This window comes from Aeromonas sp. R7-5, assembly GCF_040908015.1.
GTDB lineage: Bacteria > Pseudomonadota > Gammaproteobacteria > Enterobacterales > Aeromonadaceae > Aeromonas > Aeromonas caviae.
In genome coordinates this window covers 58,365-82,590 of sequence record NZ_JBFOCZ010000032.1, presented here as the reverse complement: position 1 = coordinate 82,590, position 24,226 = coordinate 58,365, and the positions used below count along the sequence as shown (strand labels likewise).

Sequence of the window (24,226 nt, the reverse complement as noted above, 5' to 3'; positions counted from 1 at the left end):
CCCGCACTGCGGGGCTTTTTTTCGGGAGTTACTTGATGGCGCAGACACCCTCATCGGACGCCGAGCGGCGGCGTCTGCGCCGCCACAGGGAGAAGCCGCCATACCCCAGACTGAGCACGACGGCATAGAGCACCTGGGTGGCGAGGGCCAGCAGCACCAGGGTGCAGAGCAGCACGCTGAGGCCCGCCAACCCCTTGCCGGTCCCCGACAGCAAGCGCCAGCCGGCCGCCATGCAGAGCAGATAGACCAGCACGAAGTTGCCGTTGGCGTAGCGGATCAGCGCATCGAGGGGCAGACGCAGCCAGAGGATCAGGGTGATGGAGACGAAACAGATGGCGAGCACCCAGGCAAGGGCATGCAGGGGAGCGCCCCGGGCCGAGAGGCGAGAGAGGGAGACCGGCAGTTTGCCCTCCCGCGCCATGCTCCAGATAAGGCGCGCAAAACCTTGCAGGTAGATGTTGATGCTGGCGAAGCAGGAGAGATAGCCCAGCACCGCCACCAGCCACTTGGCGGTGGGGCCGAACAGCAGGGAGAGCAGGGCCGGAATGGCGGTGGCATTGGTCGCCTCGTCCCCGTAGAGGTCATATTTGAGCACCACCAGCGAGTGCACCCAGTAAATGAGCCCCGCCAGCAGCACGCCCCCCAGCAGGGCAAGGGGGTAGTCCCGCTCTGGCCGCTTGAACTCCTCCCCCATGTGGGCGAAGGCCTCGAGCCCCACGAAACACCAGAACATCACCGCCAGCGCCGAGCCCATGGCGGGCCATTCGCTCGCCGTTGGCAGAGGCTGGGCGGCATCGCGCCAGCTGAGATCCCCCTTGACCCAGATAAGCAGGGTGAGCCCGAGAATGGCCAGGGCGATCAGCAGTTGCAGGTTGCCGGAGGAGCGCGCTCCCCGCAGCCCCAGCAGAAAGACCCCGAGCAGGGTGAGCAGCTGGATGCCCCAGAGGGTCCACTCCCCCATGTCGAACAGGGCGTGCCAGAAACCGGCGGCGATGGTGAGGGCGGCAGGCAGGCCCACCGGCAGCACCGCCAGAAACAGGAAAGCGGAGAAGCGCTCGGCGCCGTTGCCAAAGGCGAGGCCAATCAGATGGGGCGCGCCCCCCGCGTGGGGATAACGCCGCCCGAGGCGGGCGAAGGTAAAGGCGATGGGCAGCACCAGGGCAATCAGCAGCAACCAGGCCCACAGCGACGCCCCTCCCGCCAGCGAGGCGGCGGTGGCCGGTACCACGAAGATCCCGGTACCGAGCAGGGAGGTGGCGAGCAGCCCCATCCCCTGCCAGAGCCCGAGATCCTTTTTCAACCCAGACATATCCTGTTGTCCCGTCTAGAAAAACATCCCGCCATGTTAGGCCGCCACCACCGCTTTGTTAAGCATTTGTGCCCATAAAAAAACCGCCCCGGGGGGCGGCTTTCTCACAGGGATGAACGCTGTCATCAGGCAATCAGCTTGTAGATGATGCCGGACATGGCGATGAGGCCGATGAGGGTGACGAAGCCGTTGCTGAGGTTGCCGGCATATTTGCGCATGGCCGGTACCTTGGCGATGGCGTACATCGGCATCAGGAAGAGCAGCATGGCGATGATGGGGCCGCCCAGATCTTCGATCATGCCGAGGATGCTCGGGTTGATGGTGGCCACGGCCCAGGTGGTCAGGATCATGAAGACCGCCGTCACCTTGTTCAGCTGCTTGACGTCGACGTTCTTGCCCTTCTCGCGCAGGGACTTGGCCATCAGGCCGTTCATGCCCTCTTGCGCACCCAGGTAGTGACCCAGGAAGGACTTGCTGATGGCAACCATGGCGATGAGCGGTGCCACGGTGGCGATCACCGGGTTGTCGAAGTGGTTGGCCAGGTAGGAGAGGATGGAGATGTTCTGCTCCTTGGCCGCCGCCAGGTCAGCCGGGGAGAGGCTCAGCACGCAGCTGAACACGAAGAACATTACCGTCATCACCATCATGACGTGGGCGCCCAGCAGGATGTTGCTGCACTTCTTCTCGGCGTTGGCGCCGTAGCGGCCTTTGTTGTCCACCGCGAAGGAGGAGATGATCGGGGAGTGGTTGAAGGAGAACACCATCACCGGGATGGCCAGCCACAGGGTCTTGATGAAGTCGCCGTTGAAGGCCTCACCCAGCGCCGGAGCTTCGGTGATGATGGCACCGTTCCAGTGCGGGATCAGGTAGAGCGCCAGGCCCATCAGGGTGACCACGAACGGGAAGACCAGCACGCTCATCGCCTTGACGATGACCTGGCCGCCCAGACGAACGATCGCCATCAGACCCAGGATCAGCACCAGGGAGAGGATGGCACGGGGAGGTGCCGTCATGCCCAGCTGGTGCACCATCAGGCTCTCGACGGTGTTGGTGATGGCCACGGAGTACATCAGCAGGATGGGGTAGATGGCGAAGAAGTAGAGCAGGGTGATGAACTTGCCTGCGGTCTTGCCGAAGTGCTCTTCCACCACCTCGGTAATGTCGCCGTCACGGGTGGAGCCGGACAGCACGAAGCGGGTCAGGCCACGGTGGGCGAAGAAGGTCAGCGGCAGGGCCAGGATCAGCATGGCGACCAGCGGCCACAGGCCACCGACACCGGCATTGATCGGCAGGAAGAGGACACCGGCGCCGATGGCGGTACCGTACAGACCCAGCATCCAGACCACGTCGGCCTTGTTGATGCCACGGGAGGAGGCTTTGCTCAAGCTGCCTTCAACTGCAATGTTCATGTCAGACATAGGGGTGTTCCTGTCATCAAGGAAAGTGGGATCTTAACTTGTCAGTGGGCCTGGGCCCGGTTCCTTTCCCTGGAACTCCAGCTATTCGTCCTGTTTGTTCCTCCGCCCCGGCCATCCGGCCGCCACTCCCTGTGGCAACCTGATTGCAACAAACACGGGCGGGGAGTCGTAATACAGAGGGGATCGTGCTCGCTCGTTAACAACGGGATAACGCTCACCTCATCCGATGAGATGACTCTAGTTAAAAGGCCCTATTAATCACAGCGTTTTTTTGAATTAATCAACCAAAGTTTGATTGGAATCGCCTTTCCGTCGCTTCAGATCACACTTGAATCGCCATATTGCGATTTTTTTTTAACATATAAACTTTTTGATGTGATCCACCTCACCCTTGAAACGCGCAACAATTTTGTCACAACCCCCTCATTGCCCCCCGATTGTCTCCCGTCGCCCCATGGCGTACCCTTTGTGTCCGCCCCTTTTCTACGTACCGACCATGACCCTCTCCCGCACCGATCTCGCCGAGCTGGCCGTGTTTGCCGCCGTCGCCCGTCACCGCAGTTTCAGCAAGGCCGCCCTCGAGCTCGGGGTCTCCGCCTCGGCCCTGAGTCATGCCCTCAAAGGGCTGGAGAGTCGCCTGGCCGTCAGGCTGCTCAATCGCAGCACCCGGGCCGTGGTGCCGACCGAAGCGGGCGAACGGCTGCTGGCCCAGGTGCTGCCAACCCTGGGGCAACTGGAGGCGGCGCTGGCGGAGCTGACGCGCCACGCGGGCGAACCCGTGGGCAGGCTCAGGCTCTGTGCCCCGCGAGCCGCCATCCAGGAAGTGCTGGCCCCGGTGCTCATCGACTATCTGGTGCGCTACCCGCGCATGCAGGTGGAGGTGGAGGAGCTGGAGCTGATGCCCCGCCTCATCGAGGATGGCTACGACGCCGCCCTCTTTTACGGCGACCTGCTGCCCCAGGAGATGATCTCGGTTCCCCTGGGCCCGCAGCAGCGCTATCTGGTGGTGGGCTCCCCCGACTATCTGGCACGGCGTGGCACCCCTCGCCACCCCTCGGACCTGCGCCAGCACGACTGCATCGGCTACCGGCTCACGCCCCATCACCACTATCGCTGGGCCTTTGCCGCCGAGGGGGAGCTGCTTGAGATCGAAGTGACGGGCCCGCTCACCACCAGCACGCCCGCGCTCTACCTGGGGGCGGCCGAGGCGGGGCTCGGGCTCGCCTACTGCCATGAAGGGGAGGTGTTCGACGCCCTGGCATCGGGGCGGCTGGTGAGCGTGCTGGATGACTGGAGCCCCAGCTTTGCCGGGTTCAACCTCTTCTATCCGGGCCGGCACCAGCTGGGGCAAGGGCTGCGAGCCCTGATCGACATGCTGAAGGAGTATCACAGGATCCGTTAATTGATGAGCTGAATTCAGCAATCCATCAAATGAAAGCCTGATTATCAATTAATCCATAAGAAACTAGACTGTCTGTTCGATTCCGGCCCTTTTCCCGAGTACAGATATGTCCGCCTACTTCCGCCTGCGTCAACGGGCCATGGCCCGCCGTTTCTGGGGCTATGCCCTCCCCTCCGTCATGGCCATGCTGGTCTCCGGCGCCTACTACCTGGTGGACGGCATCTTCGTCGGCCACTACGTGGGGGCCGCCGGCCTTGCCGGCATCAACCTGGTCTATCCGGTCATCATGGTGCTCATCGGCCTTGCCGCCATGATCGCCATGGGGGCCGCCACCGCCATCTCCTTCCAGCAGGGCGCCAGGAACCTCGCTCTGGCCCGCCAGGCTCTGGTCAGCGCCCTCTGGCTGCTGCTGATCCTGGGCACGGTAGCGCCGCTGCTGCTGCACCACTGGCACACCGATATCCTGCAGGCCCTGGGAATGGCCCCCGGCACCGACACCTGGCAGCAGGCCAGCGACTACCTCACCTGGATTGGCGGTGGCACCCTGCTGCTCGCCAGCAACCTGGCGGTGCCCTACCTGCTTCGCAACGACGGCCGCCCTCGCCTCGCCATGGTACTGGTGAGCGGCGGCGCCCTCCTCAACATCCTGCTCAACTACATCATGGTGGGCCGGCTCGGGCTCGGGCTCACCGGCACGGCCCAGGCCACCCTCCTCTCGGAGGCCATGGTCAGCCTGCTCGGCCTGGGGTACTTCTTCACCCGCCACGCCCGGTTGCGGCTGACCTGGCGCCAGCTGGTGCCACGCTTCCCGGCCATGCCCGGCCTGCTCTTCACCGGGCTGCCGAGCCTCATCGCCCAGTTCAATCTGGGGCTGCTGTTGCTGCTGCACAACAGCCAGCTGATGGTGCACGGCACGGTCAAGGATCTGGCGGGCTTCACCGTGGCGGGGTACACGGAGGCGGTCTTCATCGTCATCCTGCAGGGACTGGCGTTTGGCATCCAGCCCCTGGTGAGCCAGGCAGCCGGGGCCGGGCGCCATCGCGACCTCCAGTTCCTGATGGCGATGGGTCTCAAGATCACCCTGGTCTATGGCCTGGGGGTCTGGCTGATTGTCCAGCTGCTGCCGCAGCCGGTCGCCATGCTCTACACCGGGGATCAGGACGCAGAGCTGCTCGCCGCCGCCATCAGCAGCCTGACCCTCAACCTCGCTGCCCTGCCCCTGGAGGGGATCGTCATGTTCGGCATCGTGCTGTTGCAGGCCATGGCCCGCACCCGCCAGGCCCTCGTCATCTCCGTGGCCAAGACGGTGCTGCTGCTGCCCCTCATCTTCCTGCTGCCCCTCTGGTGGGGGCGCGACGGGGTCTTGATGGCACAGCCCGCCACCGTGCTGCTGCTGACGCCCCCCCTGTGCTGGCTGCTGTGGCGGGAGTGGCGGGCCCTGAGCCCTGCCGGAGGGCGTGCTTCCGCCCCCATGCAACGGGCGCTGACCGCCCCCTGAGGCCCGCCCCGGCGTCCCCCACAAACGTCGCCCATAAAAAAAGTCCCCGCATGCGGGGACTTTTTATTGGAAGCAGCAGATCAGCAGTAGCCGTAACCCAGCAGGCGCTGGTAGCGCTGCTCCAGCAGTTGCTCGCTGTCGAGGGGGCGCAGGGCATCCAGATCCTGCTTGATGCGCGCTTTCAGGTGCTTGGCCATCTTCTCCACGTCGCGGTGGGCACCGCCGAGGGGCTCCTCGACGATGTTGTCGATGAGCTTCAGCTCCTTCAGGCGCTGGGCGGTGATGCCCATGGCATCCGCCGCCACCGAGGCCTTCTCGGCGCTCTTCCAGAGGATGGAGGCGCACCCTTCCGGGGAGATGACGGAGTAGGTGGAGTATTGCAGCATGTTGACGCGATCGCCGACACCGATGGCCAGGGCGCCGCCGGAGCCGCCTTCACCGATCACGGTGCAGACCACCGGCACGGTCAGGCCGGCCATGACTTTCAGATTGCGAGCGATGGCTTCGGACTGGCCACGCTCCTCGGCACCCACGCCGGGGTAGGCACCCGGGGTGTCGATGAAGGTGATGATCGGCATCTTGAAGCGCTCGGCCATCTCCATCAGGCGCAGGGCCTTGCGGTACCCTTCCGGGCGCGGCATGCCGAAGTTGCGCTTGATCTTCTCCTTGGTCTCGCGACCCTTCTGGTGACCGATGATCATCACGGGCTCGCCGTCGAGACGGGCGATGCCGCCGACAATGGCCTTGTCATCGGCATAGGCGCGATCCCCGGCCAGCTCGTCGAAATCGGTGAAGATCTGCTCGATGTAGTCGAGGGTGTAGGGGCGCTGGGGATGACGTGCCATCTGGGATACCTGCCAGGCACCCAGATCGCCGAAGATCTTCTTGGTCAGCTCTTCGTTTTTCTTCTCCAGCCGGCGAATGTCTTCGCTGAGATCCACGGCACTGTTGTGCTCGCTCACATGGCGCAGTTCATCGATCTGTGCCTGCAACTCGGCGATCGGCTGTTCAAAATCCAGAAAAAGACTCATAGGGACAATAGATCCTCTAATCAAAAACCAATTCAACCCGCTCTCGTCCAAGCAGGACTCGCAAGTCATCTATCAGTTGATCGGTGGGCGTCACCCGCCACTCGGTACCGAGCGTCAATCGCACCCGGGAACCGGGGCGACGATAGTTTACCTGAACCGGACAGACTCCGGCACGGGCGGGCTCCAAAATCTCGCACAAACGCGGGAAAAAGCGCTCGTCAATGCGTTGTTCATCGAGGGAGATGCGGATTGCCCTGGCAAAACGCTCCCTCGCATCGTTGATATCCAGCAACTCGCGGGCCGACATTTTAAGGCCACCGGAGAAGTCATCAAAGCTGACCTGTCCAGAAACCACTAAAATACGGTCTTTTTGCATCAATTCTTCGTATTTTTCCAGCGCTTCACTGAAAAGGGTCACATCCAGACGGCCGGATCTGTCGTCCAGGGTGAAGATCCCCATCTTGTTGCCGCGCTTGGTCACCATGCTGCGCGCCGCGATCACCAACCCCGCCGCCGTGGTCACCGTATCCCGGGAGGTGGGATGCAGATCGCACAGTCGGCCCGAGGTGTAGCGCCGCAGCTCGCTGCTGTACTGGTTGATGGGGTGACCGGTGAGGTAGAGCCCCAGGGTCTCGCGCTCCCCTTCCAGCCACACCTTGTCGGGCCAGTGCGGCACGTTGGCGAACGCCTTCTTGACGTCGTCGATCTCTTCGGTGAGCACGCCGAACATGTCGACCTGCCCCACCGCCTGGGCCTTGGCGTGCTGCTCGGCGGCGCGCATCGCCTCCTCCAGGGTCGCCATCAGGGCGGCGCGGTGGGGGCCGAGCCTGTCCATGGCGCCGGAGAGGATGAGCTTCTCCATCACCCGCTTGTTGAGCTTCTTGATGTCGACCCGGTTGCAGAAATCGAACAGATCGCGGAACGGACCGTCCCGATCCCGCGCGTCCAGGATCGCCTCGATGGGCCCTTCCCCTACCCCCTTCACCGCGCCGATGCCGTAGACGATGTGGCCGTCCTCGTTGACGCTGAAGCGGTAGCGACCGGTGTTGACGTCCGGCGGGATCACGGTCAGCCCCATGCGCTGACACTCGTCCACCAGGGTCACTATCTTGTCGGTGTTGTCCATGTCGGCGGTCATCACCGCCGCCATGAACTCCGCCGGGAAGTGGGTCTTGAGCCAGAGGGTCTGGTAAGAGACCAGCGCATAGGCAGCGGAGTGGGACTTGTTGAAGCCGTAGCCCGCAAACTTCTCCACCAGATCGAAGATCTTCATCGCCAGTTCGCCGTCGACGCCGTTCTTGACCGCCCCCTCCTCGAAGCCCGCCCGCTGCTTGGCCATCTCTTCGGGTTTTTTCTTGCCCATGGCCCGGCGCAGCATGTCCGCGCCACCCAGGGTATACCCCGCCAGGGTCTGGGCGATCTGCATCACCTGCTCCTGGTAGAGGATGATGCCGTAGGTGGGCTCGAGTATGGGTTTGAGGCTTTCGTGCTGCCACTTCTCGTCCGGGTAGGAGATGGCCTCCTTGCCGTGCTTGCGCTCGATGAAGTTGTCCACCATGCCCGACTGGAGCGGGCCCGGACGGAACAGGGCCACCAGCGCGATCATGTCTTCGAAGCAGTCGGGCTGCAGCCGCTTGATGAGGTCCTTCATGCCGCGGGATTCGAGCTGGAACACCGCCGTGGTCTCGAAACGCTGCAAGAGGGCGAACGACTTCTTGTCGTCGATGGGGATGGCGGCGATGTCCACCGGCGGCTTGCCCTCTTTGGCAAGACGGGGGTTTATCATGCCAAGGGCCCAATCGATGATGGTGAGGGTGCGCAGACCCAGGAAGTCGAACTTCACCAGCCCGGCATACTCCACGTCGTTCTTGTCGAACTGGGTGACCGGGTGATGCCCCTCGTCGTCGCAATAGAGCGGCGCGAAGTCGGTGATCTTGGTGGGCGCGATCACCACGCCACCGGCGTGCTTGCCGGCGTTGCGCACCACCCCTTCCAGGCGGCGGGCCATGTCGATGAGGTCCTTGACCTCCTCGTCCTGCTCGTAGAGCTCCGGCAACTTGGGCTCGGCTTCGAACGCCTTGGCGAGCGTCATGCCGGGGTCGGGCGGGATCAGCTTGGAGATGCGATCCACGAAACCGTAGGCGTGGCCCAGCACCCGGCCGACGTCCCGCACCACCGCCTTGGCCGCCATGCTGCCGAAGGTGATAATCTGGGATACCGCCTCCCGGCCATACATCTCGGAGACGTGATCGATCACCTCGTCGCGCCGGTCCATGCAGAAGTCGACGTCGAAGTCGGGCATGGAGACCCGCTCGGGGTTCAGGAAACGTTCGAACAGCAGGTCAAATTCCAGCGGATCGAGATCGGTGATCTTGAGGGCGTAGGCCACAAGCGATCCCGCCCCCGAGCCCCGGCCCGGACCGACGGGGATACCGTTGTCCTTGGACCACTGGATAAACTCCATCACGATGAGGAAGTAACCCGGGAAGCCCATCTGGTTGATCACTTTGAGCTCGATGTCGAGACGTTCGTCATACTCGGGACGACGCTCGGCCCGCACCGCCGGATCCGGGAACAGGAATTCGAGCCGCTCCTCCAGCCCTTCCTTCGACTTCATGACCAGGAAGTCCTCGGTGGTCATGTCGCCGGTGGGGAAGTTGGGCAGGAAATACTCGCCAAGGCGCACCGTCACGTTGCAGCGCTTGGCGATCTCCACCGTATTTTCCAGGGCTTCCGGGATGTCGGCAAACAGCTCCGCCATCTCCTCCTGACTGCGCAGGTACTGCTGGGGGCTGTAGCGGCGCGGTCGGCGCTTGTCCATCAGGGTGTAGCCGTCGTGGATGGCGACCCGGATCTCGTGGGCATCGAAGTCATCGGCGGTGAGGAACACCACCTCGTTGGTGGCCACTACCGGCAGTTCGAACTCGGTGGCAATGGCCACCGCCATGTGCAGGTAGACCTCCTCGTCCGGGCGGCCGGTACGCAGCAGCTCCAGGTAGTAGGCATCCGGGAAGTGGGTCTGGTAGAAGGCGAGGCAATGCTCCACCATCTGGCGGTTGCCCTTGAGCAGGAACTTGCCCACATCCCCCTCGCGCCCGCCGGAGAGGACGATCACCCCCTTGGCATGTTCGCCAAGCCAGGCCTTGTCGATGACGGGGCGCCCCTGCACATGACCGCGCTGATAGCCGCGGGAGATGAGCAGGGTGATGTTCTGGTAGCCGTCGTTGTCCATGGCGAGCAGGGTGAGGCGAAACTGCTCGTCCCCAAGCTCGTCGCTCTGCACCCAGAAATCCGCCCCGACCAGGGGCTTGATCCCCTTGCCGTGGGCAGAGCCGTAGAAGCGCACCAGGCCGCACATGTTCATCTGGTCCGTCAGGGCCAGGGCCGGCATGTTGTTGGCGGCGGCAGCGGAGACGATGGGACCGATCTTCTGCAGGCCGTCGACCATGGAGAAGTCGGAGTGCACCCTCAGGTGGATGAAACGGGGATCAGCCATGGTCACGCCCTCTCATTGCGCAAGCAGAAATCGTTCAGACAGATCGGCATCGGTTATTCGATCCCCAGGGCGCGGCGCACCGGCTTGAAGCTCTGCCGGTATTCGGGCAGCGGGCCCCGTTCGGCCAGAATGGCGAGGTGCTCCGCCGTCGGGTAGCCCTTGTGGCGGGCGAAACCGTACTCGGGATGGCGGCTGTCCAGCTCGGTCATCTCGGCGTCCCGGGTCACCTTGGCGAGGATGGAGGCGGCGCTGATGGCGGCCACCAGGCTGTCACCCTTGACCACGGCGCGGGCCTCCATCGGCAATCTGGGGCAGCGGTTGCCGTCGATGAAGACCAGCTCGGGCGTCACCTTGAGCCCCGCCACGGCGCGCTGCATCGCCAGCATGGTGGCGTGCAGGATGTTGAGCTCGTCGATTTCCGCCGGGCTGGCGCGGCCGATGGCATAGGCCAGCGCCTTCTCTTTGATCTCGCCAAACAGGGCGAGCCGCTTCTTCTCGGAGAGCTTCTTGGAGTCGGCGAGGCCAAGGATGGGATTGGCGGGATCCAGGATCACCGCGGCGGTGACCACGTCACCCACCAGGGGGCCGCGACCCACCTCGTCCACCCCGGCAATCAGCTTGTCTTCGGGAATATCGATCGTCATCTCATAGCCTTGAATCAAAACCGGCCCCGCAGGGCCAGTATCAGCACAACATCACGCCTGACACACAGGCAGAGCCCACTAGCGTTCCAGCAGCGCGGCAACCGCTTCCGCTGCCTGCACATCCGCATTGCAGCGGATCTTCTCGTGCAACCGGGTGAAGGTGGCGATGAGCTCGCTGTTGTCATGGTCCAGCAGCTTGCTCACCTCTTCCACCAAGTTGGCCGGGGTGCACTCGTGCTGGATGAGCTCGGGCACCAGCATCTTGTCCGCCAGCAGGTTCGGCAGGGAGACATAATCCGTCTTCACCAGCCACTGGGCCAGCAAGTAGCTGAAGGGTTTGAGCTTGTAACCGACCACCATGGGCTTTTTCACCAGCATGGCCTCGAGGGCCGCGGTGCCGGAGGCGAGCATCACCACGTCGGCGGCAATCATGGCCTCACGGCCCTGGCCGTCCAGCAGCACCATGTCGAGCTCCGGGGCCACCTCGGCCTTGATGGCGAGGAACTGCTCGCGCCGTTTCTGGTTGACCAGAGGCACAATGAAACCGAGATCCGGGTTGTGCACCGTCAGGTGCTTGCACGCCTCGAGGAAGACCGGCGCCATGAAGCCCACTTCCGCCGTGCGGCTCCCCGGCAGCACCGCCAGCCAGCGACGGGCGGGATCGATGCCGAGGGCCTCGCGCACCGCCCCTTGATCCGGCTCCAGCGGAATGTCGTCCGCCATGGTGTGGCCAACGAAGCGACAGGGGGCATCGAAACGGTCGTAGAAGGCTTTCTCAAACGGCAGGAAGGCGAGCACCATGTCGGTAGCGGCCTTGATCTTGTGAATGCGGCCCTGACGCCAGGCCCAGACGGAGGGGCTGACATAGTGGACCGTCTTGATACCGGCGCGGCGCAGTTTCAGCTCCACCCCGATATTGAAATCCGGTGCATCCACACCGACGAAGATGTCGGGGGGATTGGCGATGAAGTGGCGCAGCAGTTCGCGGCGCACCTGGAGGATGCGGGGCAGACGGCCCAGCACCTCGGTGATGCCCATGACGGAGAGCTCCTCCATCTCGAACAGCGCCTTCACGCCGAGAGCCTGCATCCGCGGCCCGGCGATCCCTTCGAACTGCGCATCCGGGTAGCGGGCTTGCAGTTCGCGCACCAGCCCTGCGGCCAGGATGTCGCCGGAGGTCTCTCCGGCGACGATGCCGATGCGAATGGGATCAGGCACGGATGATCCCGCGCTCGTTGTCCTTGAGGAAATCCACATAGAGCTGGATAGCCGGTTCGCTCTGGGCCATCTCGCTCAGCACGGGCAACACCTCTTCAATGGTCTTGCCGGAGCGGAAGATCTCCTTGTAGGCGCGCTTGACGGCGGAGATCGCCTCGGCGCTGAAGCCACGACGACGCAGGCCTTCGGAGTTGACCCCGAACGGCTTGGCGTAGTTGCCGGCGGCCATCACGTAGGGCGGCACGTCCTTGTTCAGGGCGGCGCAGCCACCGACGAAGGCATGGGAGCCGACGCGGCCGAACTGGTGAATGGCAGACAGACCGCCGAAGATCACGAAGTCACCGATGTGCACATGGCCCGCCAGGGTGGCGTTGTTGGCGAAGATGCAGTTGTCACCGATGATGCAGTCATGGGCCACGTGAACGTTGACCATGAACAGGTTGCCGCTACCCACCTTGGTCAGGCTCTGGTCCTGGGTGGTGCCGCGGTGCACGGTGCAGTTCTCGCGAAACACGTTGTTGTCGCCGATCTCGAGGAAGGTGCGCTCGCCGGCGTACTTCTTGTCCTGGCAATCCTCACCGATGGAGGTGTGCTGGAAGATCTTGTTGCCGCGACCGATCTTGGTCGGGCCCTTGATCACCACGTGGGAGCTCACCCAGGTGTTGTCACCGATTTCCACCTCGGCGCCGATGACGGTGAAGGGGCCGATTTCAACCCCTTTGCCGATGACGGCAGACTCATGGACGATGGCGGTGTCGTGGATGATGGCAGTCTGATCGATCACGGTTATACCTCGCGCTTGGCGCACATCAGTTCGGCAGTACAGACCACTTCACCGTCGACGGTGGCGACACCGGTGAACTTGGCGATGCCGCGACGCTCCTTCAGGAACTCCACATCCAGCACCAGCTGATCGCCGGGGCCCACCGGGCGCTTGAAGCGGGCATTGTCGATGGAGGCAAAGTAATAAAGCTCGTTGGGGGACGGCTTGCCCACCATGGTGAAGGCCAGGATACCGGTGGCCTGGGCCATGGCTTCCAGGATCAGCACGCCGGGGAAGACCGGCTTGGCCGGGAAGTGGCCCTGGAAGATCGGCTCGTTGAACGAGACGTTCTTGATGGCGCGCAGGGTCTTGCGCTCATCGCTGATCTCGTAGTTTTCCACCTTGTCCACCATCAGGAACGGATAACGGTGGGGCAGCAGATCCATGATTTCCTGGATGCCCAGGCTCTTCTTTTCAGTAGTCAAAACAGTACCCTATACCAATCGTGATTATTCTTGATCCAGCTTTTTCTCAAGCTTGCTCAACCGCTTGTGCATCTCTTCGATACGCATCACCCGGGCGGCGGTCTTGCGCCACTCTTTATTGGTTTGCAGGGGGATGCCGGAAGAGTAGATACCGGGCTCGGTGATGGGACGCATCACCATGGCCATGCCGGTGACGGTGGCCTGGTCGCAGATCTCCATGTGCCCGTTAAAGACGGAGGCACCACCAATGATACAGTATTTGCCGACCTTGAGACTACCGGCCATCACGGTGGAGCCCGCCACGGCAGTGCCGTAGCCGATCTCGACGTTGTGGGCGATCTGGCACTGGTTGTCGATGATGACGTTGTCAGCGATGCGGGTATCTTCCAGCGCACCGCGGTCGATGGTGGTGCAGGCACCGATCTCGACCCGGTTGCCGATGGTCACGCCACCGAGCTGGGGGATCTTGATCCACTCGCCGCGCTCGTTGGCATAACCGAAACCGTCTGCCCCGATCACGGTGCCGGCCTGTACCAGACAGTCCGTGCCCAGGGTCACGTTGTGATAGAGGGTGACGTTGGCCCACAACCGGGAGCGCGCTCCCAGTCGGGTATCCTTGCCAACGAAACAGCCCGGGCCGATGCGCACATCGTCACCCAGCACGACGCCGGATTCGATCACCGCATTGGCACCGATGGCCACTCTCTCGCCCAGTTGCACGTCCGCCGCGATGACGGCGCTCGGATGGATATCCATGGCCGGCTGCGGGGTGGTGTCCAGCAGTTGGGCAACCCGTGCAAAGCCCACGTAGGGGTCCTTGAGCACCAGGGCATTGGTGGGGCAAAACGGCAGGTCTGCCTCGGTGATGAGCACGGCAGTGGCCTTGCTCTGCTCCAGAAAATGCCGGTACTTCTTGTTGGACAGGAAGGCTATCTCCCCCTCCCCGGCTTTTTCCAGTGTCGCGACCTTGCGAATTTCCCGGGTCCCATCCCCATGGACCTCGGCCCCCAGTTGCTGGGCCAGCTGTGCGAGAGTGAATGCCATCAATTAGTTGCTCTTGCTAACCTGAGAAATAACCTGGCCGGAGATGTCCAGCTTGCTGGCTGCATACGGGGCGGCGTTGCGCTCCAGCACCAGATCGTAGCCATTGCTCTTGGCGATGGCGTCAATGGCAGCCTGCACCTTGGTCAGGATCTTGTTGCGCTCTTCGGACTGACGGCGACCGTTGTCCTGTTCAAACGCCTGACGCTTCTGGTTGAACTCCATCTGCAGCTTGGCCAGCTTCTCCTGGCTCTGCTTCTTCTGTTCGGCGCTCATGAAGGCTTCGTCCTTCTTGAACTTCTCGACCAGTGCCTGACCGTCGGACTCCAGCTTCTGCAGTTCACGCATGCGCGGCTCGAACTCGCCCTTCAGCTTCTTGGCAACGGCTTCACGCTGGGGCAGCTTTTGGAAGACTTCGCCCATGTCGACCACGGCAATCTTGGTCTCAGCGAAGGCAGAACCCATGCCGGCAGCCATCAGTGCAAAGCTCAAACCAGCTACTTTCAACGCTTTATTCACACTTACTCCTTGGTCCCTCGGTCGAGGGCTACCTGATTTACCTGATTGTGCAAGCGATCCACGAGATCGTCTTGTTACCTGGTGAGGCACGCAAACGCGCGACCCATCATGCTTCCCCCGCCATGGCGGGGGGGCGTCCGCTTCCCTTAGAAGGTACGGCCGATGTTGAAGGAGAAGACTTCGGTGTCGTCCCCTTCGTATTTCTTGATTGGTCTTGCCAGCACGAACACCAGCGGGCCCATGGGAGAGAGCCACTGCAGCGACAGGCCGGTCGACATCCGGATGTTGCTCGGGTCGGAGTAGTCCATCAGATAGTTGCAACCACTGAAGCAACGGTTCTGATACTGGCTGTAGTCGAAGTGGGTATCCCACACGGAACCGGCGTCGATGAAGAAGCTGGTCCGCAGCTGGGGCTGATAGGTCTCGGAGGCAAAGGGCGTCGGCACGATCATTTCCAGCGAGGCCACCGCCAGGGCGTTGCCCCCGACCGAGCTGTCGGTGCCCTGGATCACGTCGTTGCCGCCCAGGTTGTAGTAGTAGAGCGCCTTCGGACCGACTGTGTTGCTCTTGAAGCCACGCAGGGTGTCGAAGCCACCGGCGTAGTAGTTCTCGAAGAACGGCAGGACGTGCTCGTAATCGCCATTGGTGCCGTAGCCGTCGCCGTAGGAGGCGCGGGCCTTGGCCAGCATGACCCACTTGTGGTCGGCATCAAACGGGAAGTAGTGGGCATCTTCGGCGTTGAGCTTGAAGTACTGCAGATCCATGCCGGGCACCGTCACCTTGGCGTTCACCCGCTGGCGGTCACCGGAGGTCGGGAACTGACCCTTGTTGAGGGTGGAGCGGGTCCAGCCGGCGGTGACGTCCACGGTGTTGAACACCATGCGGTTGTCGCCATCCAGATTGCCGTTGTAGACCTTCCAGAACTCGTCCACCTGTACATAGGGGTTGGGCTGGGAGAGCTTGTTGTTCTCGTAGCCCAGGCTGAAGTCGAGACGGTTGTTCTCGTTGACCGGGAAGCCGCTGGAGAGACGGAAACCGACGGTGGTGTTCTCGTAGTCCACGATGTTGGCGTCGGCCGCACTGAACTTGTTGTAGTAGAGACGGCCGCCCAGGCTCACCCCGTCCACGGTGAAGTAGGGGTCGTTATAGCTCAGGTCGACGCTCTTGGAGTAGTCGTTGGTGCTGGCGTTGATGCCGATCTTCTTGCCGGTCCCCATGAAGTTGTCCTGCTGCAGACCCGCCTGCAGGCTCAGACCCGACTCGGTGCCGTAGCCGATACCGGCGTTGATGGACCCCGCCGGCTGCTCCTTGACCTTGAAGTCCAGATCGACCTGATCATCGCTGCCCGGCACCCGCTTGGTGTCCACTTCCGCGGTCTCGAAGAAGCCGAGGCGGTTGAGACGGGTCTTGGACTGCTCGACGTTGTCGGAGGAGAGCCAGGTGCCCTCCATCTGGCGCATCTCGCGACGCAGCACTTCGTCCTTGGTGGTGACGTTGCCGCTGAAGTTGATGTTGCGCACATAGACCCGGGGACCCGGCTCCACGTTGACGATGAGCTCCACTTCCTTGGTCTGGTCGTTGATCTGGGGGAAGGTGACCACTTTCGGATAGGCGTAGCCGTAACGGCCGAGGAACTTGGAGAGCACCTCTTCGGTATGGGTCACCTGACTGGCGGAGTAGACGCTGCCCGCCTCGATGGGGATGAGGCCCTTCATCTCGCCGCCGCGGTCGATGAGGTCGCCCTTGAGCTGGATACCGGAAACCTTGTACTGCTCCCCTTCCTTGACGTTGAGGGTGACGTAAACGCCCTTCTTGTCCGGAGTCATGGAGACCTGGGTGGACTCCTGGGTGAAGCGGATGTAGCCGCGGTCCATGTAGTAGGAGCGCAGCACTTCGATGTCACCGGCCAGCTTCTGCTTCTGGTAGCGCTGATCGCCGGTGAAGTTCCACCAGGGCACGTCGTCCTTGAGGGAGAGCTGGGCCAGCAGCTTCTCTTCCGGGAAGACGTTGTTGCCGACGATGTTGATCTGCTGGATCTTGGCCGCTTCCCCTTCCACGAAGGTGAACTTGAGGTCGACCCGGTTGCGCGGCAGCGGGGTGACGATGGCCTTGACCTTGGCGGAGTACTTGCCCACGCCGTAGTAGAAATCTTCCAGCCCTTTCTCGAGGGAGCTCAGCACGGTGCGATCAAGCGGATCACCCACACGGATCCCGGAGGATTCCAGGCTCTGGGTCAGTTGCTCTTCCTTGATGTCCTTGTTGCCGGAGAACTCGATGCTGGAGATGGTCGGGCGCTCCTTGACCACCACTTGCAGCACCTGACCGTCGCGATAGACCTTGACGTCCTCGAAGTTGCCGGAGGCATAGAGCTTCTTGATAGCGTTCGCCAGGGATACGGAGTCGACGGAATCACCGACACGCACCGGCAGATTCAACAGGGCGGCACCCAGGGTCACCCGCTGTAGGCCCTCGACCTGAATGTCTTGCACCACAAAAGAGGCCGGGGCAGCCTGAGCCAGGAAGCTGGCCCCCAGCAGGCAACTCAACACCAATGCTTTTTTAACAGCCATTTTGTTCTTATGTGTCCTTGTTGATGCTCTGGCCTCAGAGGCGAGCGAAATCATTAAACAGCGCAATACCCATCAGTAACATCAGAATGGCGGCGCCTATCCTGAACCCAACTTCCTGAATTTTTTCCGATACCGGCTTGCCGGTGATCGCCTCGATGAGGAAATAGACCAGATGGCCACCATCGAGCACCGGCAGGGGGAACAGGTTGATGATCCCCAGGTTGACGCTGATGAGCGCCAGGAATCCGAGGAAATAGACCAACCCGTAATCGGCGCTGCTGCCGGCTCCTTTGGCGATGGAGATGGGGCCGCTCAGGTTGTCCAAAGAGACGATGCCACCGATCAGCTTGCCTATCATGTCGAAGGTCAGGGTGATCAGGCTCCAGGTCTTCTGGACCCCATGCCACAGGGCTTGCAAAGGCCCATACTGTAACAGAGTTCGATACTCATCCGGTAATGGAACCAGTTGCGGCGACAAGCCCACAAAACCGACCAGCTGGCCCTTCACTTTCTTCCCGTCCGGGGTCAGGGTCAGGGTCATCTCGCTGCCCCCGCGCTCCACCGTCACCTGCAGCGGCTGCGCCGGTGACTGCTGGACACGCTCGACAAACTGGGCCCATTCGGTGATGGCCTCTCCATCGACCCCCTTGATGCGATCCCCTATCTGAAGGCCGGCCTTCTCGCTGGCGCTCGACGGCACCACGGCCTCCACCACGGGCAGCACCTTGCCACCGAGGGGCACTATCCCGAGGCTCCCGATGGGTGACTCTTTGTCCGGATCGAATTTCCAGCTGGCCAGTTGCAGGGTCTTGTCCACTGCATAGCTGGTGTTGGCCGCCTTGAGCTTGAGCTGGACCGAGTCATCACCAAGGTGGCTGATGAGGGCATAGGTGACGCTCTCCCAGTCACCGGTCTCCTCGCCGCCGACGCCGACGATCTCCATGCCTGGCAGGATGCCGGCCTCTGCCACGATGGAGGCGGGACGCACCTCGCCCACCACGGGTTTGACGCTCGGCACCCCTATCATGAACATCAGCCAGAAGGCGAACAGGGCGAACACGAAGTTCGCCATGGGGCCAGCCGCCACGATGGCCATCCGGGCCCAGACGCTCTTGTGGTTGAAGGCCTGCGCCTCCTCCCCCGGCTTGAGTTCATCGACCCGGCCATCCAGCATCTTGACGTAACCGCCAAGGGGGATCAGGGCCAGCACGTATTCGGTGCCATCCTTGCCAAGGCGACGCCAGATGGCCTTGCCAAAGCCGATGGAGAAGCGCTCCACCTTGACGCCGCAACGACGAGCCACCCAGAAGTGGCCAAATTCATGCACCGCCACCAGCAGCCCGAGGGCCACGATGAAGGCGCCGATATTCCACAGAAGCCCGCCCATCAGCCGCGTACCTCGCGGTCATGTCCAGTCCTGCGCTCGAGAGCATGGAGAGGGGCTGGCTGCCACCACAGTCCGTTCATACGGCAAGCTCCTTTATCAGTTGCTGGGCACGGGCTCGGGCCGTACCGTCCAGGGCGATGAGATCCGCCAGAGAGCCGGCAGCACTGCTGCCCAGCTCGGCCATGACGGATTCGTTGACTCTGGCAATATCCATAAATCCGATCCGCTCTGCAAGAAAAGCCGCGACGGCCTCCTCGTTGGCGGCATTGAGGGAGGTGGTCGCCCCCTGCCCCTGCTGGCACGCGCTCATGGCCAGCGCCAGACAGGGATAGCGCTCATAGTCGGGCCGGATAAAGCTGAACTCTCCGACACTGAAGAAATCCAAAGGTTCCACACCGGACTCGATCCGTTCCGGATAGGCCAGAGCGTGGGCAATGGGGGTGCACATGTCCGGGTTGCCGAGCTGGGCCAGCACGGAGCCATCCTTGTACTGCACCATGGAGTGAATGACGGACTGGGGGTGGATCACCACCTGGATCTGCTCGGGGGCCGCATTGAACAGCCAGCGCGCCTCGATGTACTCCAGCCCCTTGTTCATCATGGTGGCGGAGTCCACCGAGATCTTGGCCCCCATGGACCAGTTGGGATGGGCAATGGCTTGCGCCGGGGTGACATGGTGCAGTTCACCCACATCGGCATAGCGGAAAGGTCCGCCGGAGCCGGTCAGCAGGATCTTGCTGATCCCCGCCCCGGCCAGATCGCAGAAACCGGGCTGGCGCTGCACGTCGACCGGTAGGCACTGGAAGATAGCGTTGTGTTCGCTGTCGATGGGCAGCAGCTCGGCGCCGTGCTCGCGCACCGCCTCCATGAAGAAGGCTCCGGACATCACCAGCGCCTCCTTGTTGGCCAGCAGAATGCGCTTGCCGGCGCGCACGGCAGCCATGGTGGGTGCCAGACCCGCCGCACCGACAATGGCCGCCATCACGCTGTGGGCATCGGGGTGAGCAGCCACGTCGCACAGGGCTGCCTGACCGGACAACACCCGGGTGGTGCTGCCGTGGGCCTTGAGCCGACCCGCCAGCTCGCTGGCGGCGCCTTCGTCCACCATGACGGCGAACCGGGGGGAGAATTCGAGACAGTCGCGCAGCATGGCGTCCACGCTGCGGGCAGCGGTCAGCGCCAGCACCTGCCAGCGCCCGGGGTTGTGGCGCAGTACCTTGAGGGTGCTCTGACCGATGGAGCCTGACGCTCCCAGGATCACCAGGTTTTGCATCAAGACTCCTGATTGGGTAACAGACTGATGGAGCGGGACGCTCCCGGGATCATCAGTGCGCGAAACATCAAAACTCCGGACCGAGCAACAGGTAGCTGAGCAGGAAGACGGGCAGCGCCGCCGTCAGGCTGTCGATGCGATCGAGAATGCCCCCATGGCCCGGCAACAGGGTGCCGGAATCCTTGATGCCGGCTTCCCGCTTGAACATGCTCTCGGCCAGATCGCCAAGCACGGAGGCCAGCACCGCCAGCAGAGAACAGAGCAGCACGGTGCCCATCTTGGCAGGCACGAAGCCCATGAACCAAGTCACGCCGATGGCCAGCAGGCTGGCGGTAAACAGCCCACCCAGCATGCCTTCGATGGTTTTACCCGGGCTCACGGCCGGTGCCAGCTTGTGTTTGCCGAACGCCTTGCCGAAAAAATACGCGCCAGAATCTGCCGCCCAGACCAGCCCCATCACGAACAGCAGGATCCAGGCCCCCATCATGGGGTCGTGGTAGAAGTTGTAACCGCGAATGGCCACAAGGGACCAGAAGAAGGGAACCAGGGTCACCAGACCGAACAGGGACTTGAGCCAGATGGATTCACGCCACAGCCTGGCGCTTTGCGGGTAGCGCAGCACCAGCAGCAGCCCCAGCAGCCACCAGCTGACGGCGGTCCAGAGCACACCCATCACCAGCGGATGCAGTTGGGGGATCCAGAGTTGCTCCACGGGCACCCAGAACAGGCTGGCCCCCAGCAGCAGACAGAACACCAGCGGCAACCACTGTTGCGGCTGGGCAGTGACGAAGGCACTCCACTCACGGCTGGCCAGCAGAAAGACCAGGGCAGCGAGCAGGGCAAAGAATTTCAACGGCAGAAAAAACAGCGCCCCCAACACCAAGGGTACTAACAGTAATGCGGTAATAATTCGTTGTTTTAGCAAAAGAAACCTCTCTCTTGGGAGCGGGGTTTAGCCGGTCTGTTGCGCGGCGATCAATTCCCGGATCTGTTCACCCGTACACCCGAAGCGACGCTCGCGAGCAACGAAGGAGGCAACTGCCCCACTGAACTCGGCCTCGTCAAAATCGGGCCACAGGACCGGGGTAAAATAGAGTTCGGCATAGGCGAGCTGCCAAAGGACAAAGTTGCTGATGCGATGATCCCCGCCGGTGCGGATCAACAGATCCACGGGGGGCAGATCAGCCATGCAGACATGACGACCCAATGCCGCCTCATCGACCGCCTCGGCATCCAGTTCACCCGCCGCCACGGCCCGTGCTAGGGTCCGGGCCGCCTGGGCGATGTCCCACTGACCGCCATAGTTGGCGGCGATATTGAGGGTCAATCCCTGATTGTTGGCGGTCAGGGCCTCGGCCTTGGCGATCTTGGCCTGCAGCCGCTCGCTGAAGCGGGCAGTGTCGCCAATCACCCGAAGGCGAATGCCGTTGCTGTGCAACTTGCTCACCTCGCGACCCAGCACCGTCATGAACAACTCCATCAGGGCGTTGACTTCCCCTTCCGGACGGCGCCAGTTCTCGCTGGAAAACGCAAACAGGGTCAGCGCCTCCATCTTGGCACGAGCGGCAAAGGCCACGGCCTCACGCACGGATTTCACGCCCGCCTTGTGCCCGGAAACCCGCATCTTGCCGCGGTTCTGGGCCCAGCGACCATTGCCATCCATGATGATGGCGACGTGACGGGGCAAGGACGAGCTGGCGCTATCGCCTAGCGCTGCCAAAAGCGACATTCATTTCTCCCACAAAGACAAAAGCGCCGTGCAGGGGCACTACACGGCGCTCGTAATATACCTGTCGGAGGCTTAGATTTCCATTAGCTCCTTTTCCTTCACAACCAGGGCGTCATCCACCAGCTTGATGAAGGTATCGGTCAGCTTCTGGATCTCTTCCTGGGCGCGACGGTCGTCGTCTTCGGAGATCTCTTTCTCTTTCAGCAGGGCTTTCAGGTCGGCGTTGGCATCGCGACGGATGTTGCGAATGGCAACCCGGGCACCTTCGGCTTCGGCACGGACGATCTTGGTCAGATCACGGCGACGCTCTTCGGTCAGCGGCGGCAGCGGCACGCGCAGAGTCTGGCCGTTGCTGGACGGGTTCAGGCCCAGATCGGAGGTCAGGATGGCTTTTTCCACCGCCTGGATCATGGAGCGATCGAAGATGGAGATGGAGAGAGTACGGGCATCTTCTGCCACCACGTTGGCCAACTGCTTCAGAGGAGTGGCAGCACCGTAATACTCCACCTGGATGCCGTCGAGCAGGCTCGGGTGAGCACGGCCGGTACGGATCTTGGACATCTGGGTCTTCAGCGACTCTACGCTTTTGCCCATGCGGTCCTTGGCGTCGTTTTTAATCTCGTTGATCACAGTGGTTTTCCTTTTGGCGAACGAGCCGACAGGCGGCTCGTATCTATCTTGTTGACTGGCGTAATGGACAAGCGAGCCTGGGGCTCACACTTGCCTTACTTGCTGGCCTGGTGGATCAGGGTACCTTCCGGCTCACCCATGATCACGCGGCGCAGCGCGCCCGGTTTGTTCATGTTGAACACCCGGATCGGCAGATCGTGGTCGCGGGCCAGGGTAAAAGCAGCAAGATCCATCACTTTGAGTTCTTTTTCAAGAACTTCATCATAACTCAGTTCCTGATAGAGCACGGCATCCGGGTTCTTGACCGGGTCATCGGTGAACACGCCATCGACCTTGGTGGCTTTCAGCACGACGTCGGCTTCGATCTCGATACCGCGCAGGCAGGCTGCCGAGTCGGTGGTAAAGAAGGGGTTGCCGGTACCGGCAGAGAAGATCACCACCTTGCCGGCGCGCAGCTGGCTGATGGCTTCGGCCCAGCTGTAGGAGTCGCAGACCCCTTGCAGGGAGATGGCCGACATCAGGCGGGCATTCACATAAGCACGATGCAGGGCATCACGCATGGCCAGGCCGTTCATGACGGTCGCCAGCATGCCCATGTGGTCACCCACCACGCGATTCATGCCTGCCTTGGCAAGGCCGGCACCACGGAACAGGTTGCCGCCACCGATGACCAGACCGACCTGAACACCCAGCTCAACCAGCTCTTTGATCTCTTGGGCCATCCGTTCCAGCACCGCCGGATCAATGCCGAAACCCTCGGATCCTTGCAGGGCTTCACCACTCAACTTCAGAAGAACACGTCTGTATGCAGGCTTGGGATTGGTACTCATGTCACTGATTCCTGGTCATATAAAGACCGCGACATAAGTCGCGGTCTGGGGAAACGGAAAAACCGGTTCGATTAGGCCTTCTGAGCGGCCGCGATCTGGGCTGCTACTTCAGCAGCGAAGTCGGTCTCTTGCTTCTCGATGCCTTCGCCCACTTCGAAACGGGTGAAGGAAACAACGTCAGCGCCTTCTTTCTTCAGCAGCTCGGCAACGGTCATGGAAGGATCTTTCACGAACGGTTGACCAGTCAGGGAAACCTCACCGGTGAACTTCTTCATGCGGCCTTCAACCATCTTCTCGGCGATCTCTTTCGGCTTGCCGGAGTTGATAGCGATGTCGATCTGGATTTCGCGCTCTTTGGCAACGACTTCGGCAGACACGTCTTCCGGTTTGACGAATTGCGGGCTGTTGGCAGCAACGTGCATGGCCAGATCTTTGGCCAGCTCGTCGGTACCGCCAACCAGCTTGGTGATAACACCGATGCGGGAGCCGTGAACGTAGGTGCCCAGGTTGTCACCTTCAACCAGCATCACGCGACGCAGGTTCATGTTCTCGCCGATCTTGGCGATCAGGTTGGTGATGGTCAGCTCGACGGACTCGCCGTTGCCGAAGTCGGCGGCTTTCAGCGCGTCAACGTCAGCGATTTTCTGGGTAGCAGCGATCTCGACGATCTTCTGACCCATGGCCAGGAAACCGGCATCCTTGGAAACGAAGTCAGTCTCGCAGTTCAGCTCGATCATGACGGCAACGTTGCCTTCGGTACGGGCGAAGATCACACCTTCAGCGGCGATACGGCCAGCTTTCTTGGCGGCCTTGGCCTGACCGGATTTACGCATGTTCTCGATAGCCAGCTCGATATCACCGTTGGCTTCTTCCAGCGCTTTTTTGCAATCCATCATGCCAGCGGCGGTGCGCTCGCGCAGTTCTTTTACCAGGGCGGCAGAAATGTTTGCCATGTCCAGTATCCTCGGTCTTGAATTGACAAG

Annotated in this window: 20 protein-coding genes; 2 read left to right on the top strand and 18 right to left on the bottom strand. The window is 62.1% G+C overall.

Going from position 1 to position 24,226, the window contains the following annotated elements; translation table 11 throughout:
• Positions 1-28 precede the first annotated feature (28 nt).
• Positions 29-1,309 carry an L-methionine/branched-chain amino acid transporter gene (gene yjeH, locus AB5Y53_RS13450; RefSeq protein WP_041211297.1) on the bottom strand — a complete coding sequence of 427 codons (1,281 nt, stop codon included), beginning with the start codon at positions 1,307-1,309 and terminating at the stop codon, positions 29-31.
• A gap of 125 nt (positions 1,310-1,434) precedes the next feature.
• Entirely contained in the window at positions 1,435-2,727 is a 1,293-nt protein-coding gene (locus tag AB5Y53_RS13445) for an HAAAP family serine/threonine permease (protein ID WP_049636279.1), read from the bottom strand.
• A 496-nt stretch (positions 2,728-3,223) separates the two neighbouring features.
• Here AB5Y53_RS13445 and AB5Y53_RS13440 point away from each other — a divergent pair, with 496 nt between their 5' ends.
• A complete protein-coding gene (locus AB5Y53_RS13440; RefSeq protein WP_039039436.1) occupies positions 3,224-4,129 on the top strand; it encodes a LysR family transcriptional regulator in 906 nt (301 codons plus the stop codon).
• A 106-nt stretch (positions 4,130-4,235) separates the two neighbouring features.
• Positions 4,236-5,627: an MATE family efflux transporter gene (locus tag AB5Y53_RS13435; RefSeq protein WP_324018237.1), complete on the top strand. Its 1,392-nt coding sequence runs from the start codon at positions 4,236-4,238 to the stop codon at positions 5,625-5,627.
• Positions 5,628-5,707: 80 nt separating this feature from the next.
• Here the strand turns inward: AB5Y53_RS13435 and accA are convergent, their stop codons facing one another.
• From accA to tsf, 16 genes are all read right to left on the bottom strand, one after another.
• Positions 5,708-6,658, bottom strand: coding sequence for an acetyl-CoA carboxylase carboxyl transferase subunit alpha (accA, locus tag AB5Y53_RS13430; RefSeq protein WP_010673419.1), 951 nt, complete (start codon positions 6,656-6,658; stop codon positions 5,708-5,710).
• A 16-nt stretch (positions 6,659-6,674) separates the two neighbouring features.
• The gene (dnaE, locus tag AB5Y53_RS13425) at positions 6,675-10,154 is read right to left on the bottom strand and encodes a DNA polymerase III subunit alpha (protein WP_039039451.1); all 3,480 of its coding nucleotides are present in this window, start codon (positions 10,152-10,154) and stop codon (positions 6,675-6,677) included.
• 53 nt (positions 10,155-10,207) lie between these two features.
• Positions 10,208-10,798, bottom strand: coding sequence for a ribonuclease HII (rnhB, locus tag AB5Y53_RS13420; protein WP_039039433.1), 591 nt, complete (start codon positions 10,796-10,798; stop codon positions 10,208-10,210).
• 78 nt (positions 10,799-10,876) lie between these two features.
• Entirely contained in the window at positions 10,877-12,016 is a 1,140-nt protein-coding gene (lpxB, locus tag AB5Y53_RS13415; protein WP_324036873.1) for a lipid-A-disaccharide synthase, read from the bottom strand.
• Positions 12,009-12,800, bottom strand: a complete 792-nt coding sequence (gene lpxA, locus AB5Y53_RS13410) for an acyl-ACP--UDP-N-acetylglucosamine O-acyltransferase (protein ID WP_010673415.1) — start codon at positions 12,798-12,800, stop codon at positions 12,009-12,011. The genes lpxB and lpxA overlap by 8 nt, the downstream gene beginning before the upstream one ends.
• Before the next feature lie 2 nt (positions 12,801-12,802).
• Entirely contained in the window at positions 12,803-13,264 is a 462-nt protein-coding gene (gene fabZ, locus AB5Y53_RS13405) for a 3-hydroxyacyl-ACP dehydratase FabZ (RefSeq protein ID WP_010673414.1), read from the bottom strand.
• Between the two features lie 24 nt (positions 13,265-13,288).
• Positions 13,289-14,308: a UDP-3-O-(3-hydroxymyristoyl)glucosamine N-acyltransferase gene (gene lpxD, locus AB5Y53_RS13400; protein ID WP_039039449.1), complete on the bottom strand. Its 1,020-nt coding sequence runs from the start codon at positions 14,306-14,308 to the stop codon at positions 13,289-13,291.
• A gap of 3 nt (positions 14,309-14,311) precedes the next feature.
• Positions 14,312-14,824, bottom strand: coding sequence for an OmpH family outer membrane protein (locus AB5Y53_RS13395; protein WP_029313943.1), 513 nt, complete (start codon positions 14,822-14,824; stop codon positions 14,312-14,314).
• Positions 14,825-14,970: 146 nt separating this feature from the next.
• Positions 14,971-17,394: an outer membrane protein assembly factor BamA gene (gene bamA, locus AB5Y53_RS13390; RefSeq protein WP_139736830.1), complete on the bottom strand. Its 2,424-nt coding sequence runs from the start codon at positions 17,392-17,394 to the stop codon at positions 14,971-14,973.
• Between the two features lie 34 nt (positions 17,395-17,428).
• The gene (gene rseP / locus AB5Y53_RS13385; protein ID WP_368182269.1) at positions 17,429-18,781 is read right to left on the bottom strand and encodes a sigma E protease regulator RseP; all 1,353 of its coding nucleotides are present in this window, start codon (positions 18,779-18,781) and stop codon (positions 17,429-17,431) included.
• 76 nt (positions 18,782-18,857) lie between these two features.
• The gene (gene ispC / locus AB5Y53_RS13380; protein WP_010673409.1) at positions 18,858-20,054 is read right to left on the bottom strand and encodes a 1-deoxy-D-xylulose-5-phosphate reductoisomerase; all 1,197 of its coding nucleotides are present in this window, start codon (positions 20,052-20,054) and stop codon (positions 18,858-18,860) included.
• 67 nt (positions 20,055-20,121) lie between these two features.
• Complete coding sequence (locus AB5Y53_RS13375) at positions 20,122-20,979, bottom strand: phosphatidate cytidylyltransferase (RefSeq protein WP_039039428.1); 858 nt, start codon at positions 20,977-20,979, stop codon at positions 20,122-20,124.
• A gap of 27 nt (positions 20,980-21,006) precedes the next feature.
• A complete protein-coding gene (uppS, locus tag AB5Y53_RS13370) occupies positions 21,007-21,783 on the bottom strand; it encodes a polyprenyl diphosphate synthase (protein WP_039039427.1) in 777 nt (258 codons plus the stop codon).
• Positions 21,784-21,855: 72 nt separating this feature from the next.
• Entirely contained in the window at positions 21,856-22,413 is a 558-nt protein-coding gene (frr, locus tag AB5Y53_RS13365; protein WP_010673406.1) for a ribosome recycling factor, read from the bottom strand.
• Between the two features lie 95 nt (positions 22,414-22,508).
• On the bottom strand, positions 22,509-23,243 hold the full coding sequence (pyrH, locus tag AB5Y53_RS13360; protein ID WP_010673405.1) for a UMP kinase: 735 nt from the start codon (positions 23,241-23,243) through the stop codon (positions 22,509-22,511).
• A 71-nt stretch (positions 23,244-23,314) separates the two neighbouring features.
• Entirely contained in the window at positions 23,315-24,196 is an 882-nt protein-coding gene (tsf, locus tag AB5Y53_RS13355; protein WP_010673404.1) for a translation elongation factor Ts, read from the bottom strand.
• Positions 24,197-24,226: the final 30 nt, after the last annotated feature.

What these genes read in the sequence shown, in the direction of transcription:
- yjeH (WP_041211297.1), bottom strand. Translation starts at nt 1,309, where the DNA reads ATGTCTGGGTTGAAAAAGGATCTCGGGCTCTGGCAGGGGATGGGGCTG.
- AB5Y53_RS13445 (WP_049636279.1), bottom strand. Translation starts at nt 2,727, where the DNA reads ATGTCTGACATGAACATTGCAGTTGAAGGCAGCTTGAGCAAAGCCTCC.
- AB5Y53_RS13440 (WP_039039436.1), top strand. Translation starts at nt 3,224, where the DNA reads ATGACCCTCTCCCGCACCGATCTCGCCGAGCTGGCCGTGTTTGCCGCC.
- AB5Y53_RS13435 (WP_324018237.1), top strand. Translation starts at nt 4,236, where the DNA reads ATGTCCGCCTACTTCCGCCTGCGTCAACGGGCCATGGCCCGCCGTTTC.
- accA (WP_010673419.1), bottom strand. Translation starts at nt 6,658, where the DNA reads ATGAGTCTTTTTCTGGATTTTGAACAGCCGATCGCCGAGTTGCAGGCA.
- dnaE (WP_039039451.1), bottom strand. Translation starts at nt 10,154, where the DNA reads ATGGCTGATCCCCGTTTCATCCACCTGAGGGTGCACTCCGACTTCTCC.
- rnhB (WP_039039433.1), bottom strand. Translation starts at nt 10,798, where the DNA reads ATGACGATCGATATTCCCGAAGACAAGCTGATTGCCGGGGTGGACGAG.
- lpxD (WP_039039449.1), bottom strand. Translation starts at nt 14,308, where the DNA reads ATGGCATTCACTCTCGCACAGCTGGCCCAGCAACTGGGGGCCGAGGTC.
- bamA (WP_139736830.1), bottom strand. Translation starts at nt 17,394, where the DNA reads ATGGCTGTTAAAAAAGCATTGGTGTTGAGTTGCCTGCTGGGGGCCAGC.
- rseP (WP_368182269.1), bottom strand. Translation starts at nt 18,781, where the DNA reads ATGGGCGGGCTTCTGTGGAATATCGGCGCCTTCATCGTGGCCCTCGGG.
- ispC (WP_010673409.1), bottom strand. Translation starts at nt 20,054, where the DNA reads ATGCAAAACCTGGTGATCCTGGGAGCGTCAGGCTCCATCGGTCAGAGC.
- uppS (WP_039039427.1), bottom strand. Translation starts at nt 21,783, where the DNA reads ATGTCGCTTTTGGCAGCGCTAGGCGATAGCGCCAGCTCGTCCTTGCCC.
- pyrH (WP_010673405.1), bottom strand. Translation starts at nt 23,243, where the DNA reads ATGAGTACCAATCCCAAGCCTGCATACAGACGTGTTCTTCTGAAGTTG.
- tsf (WP_010673404.1), bottom strand. Translation starts at nt 24,196, where the DNA reads ATGGCAAACATTTCTGCCGCCCTGGTAAAAGAACTGCGCGAGCGCACC.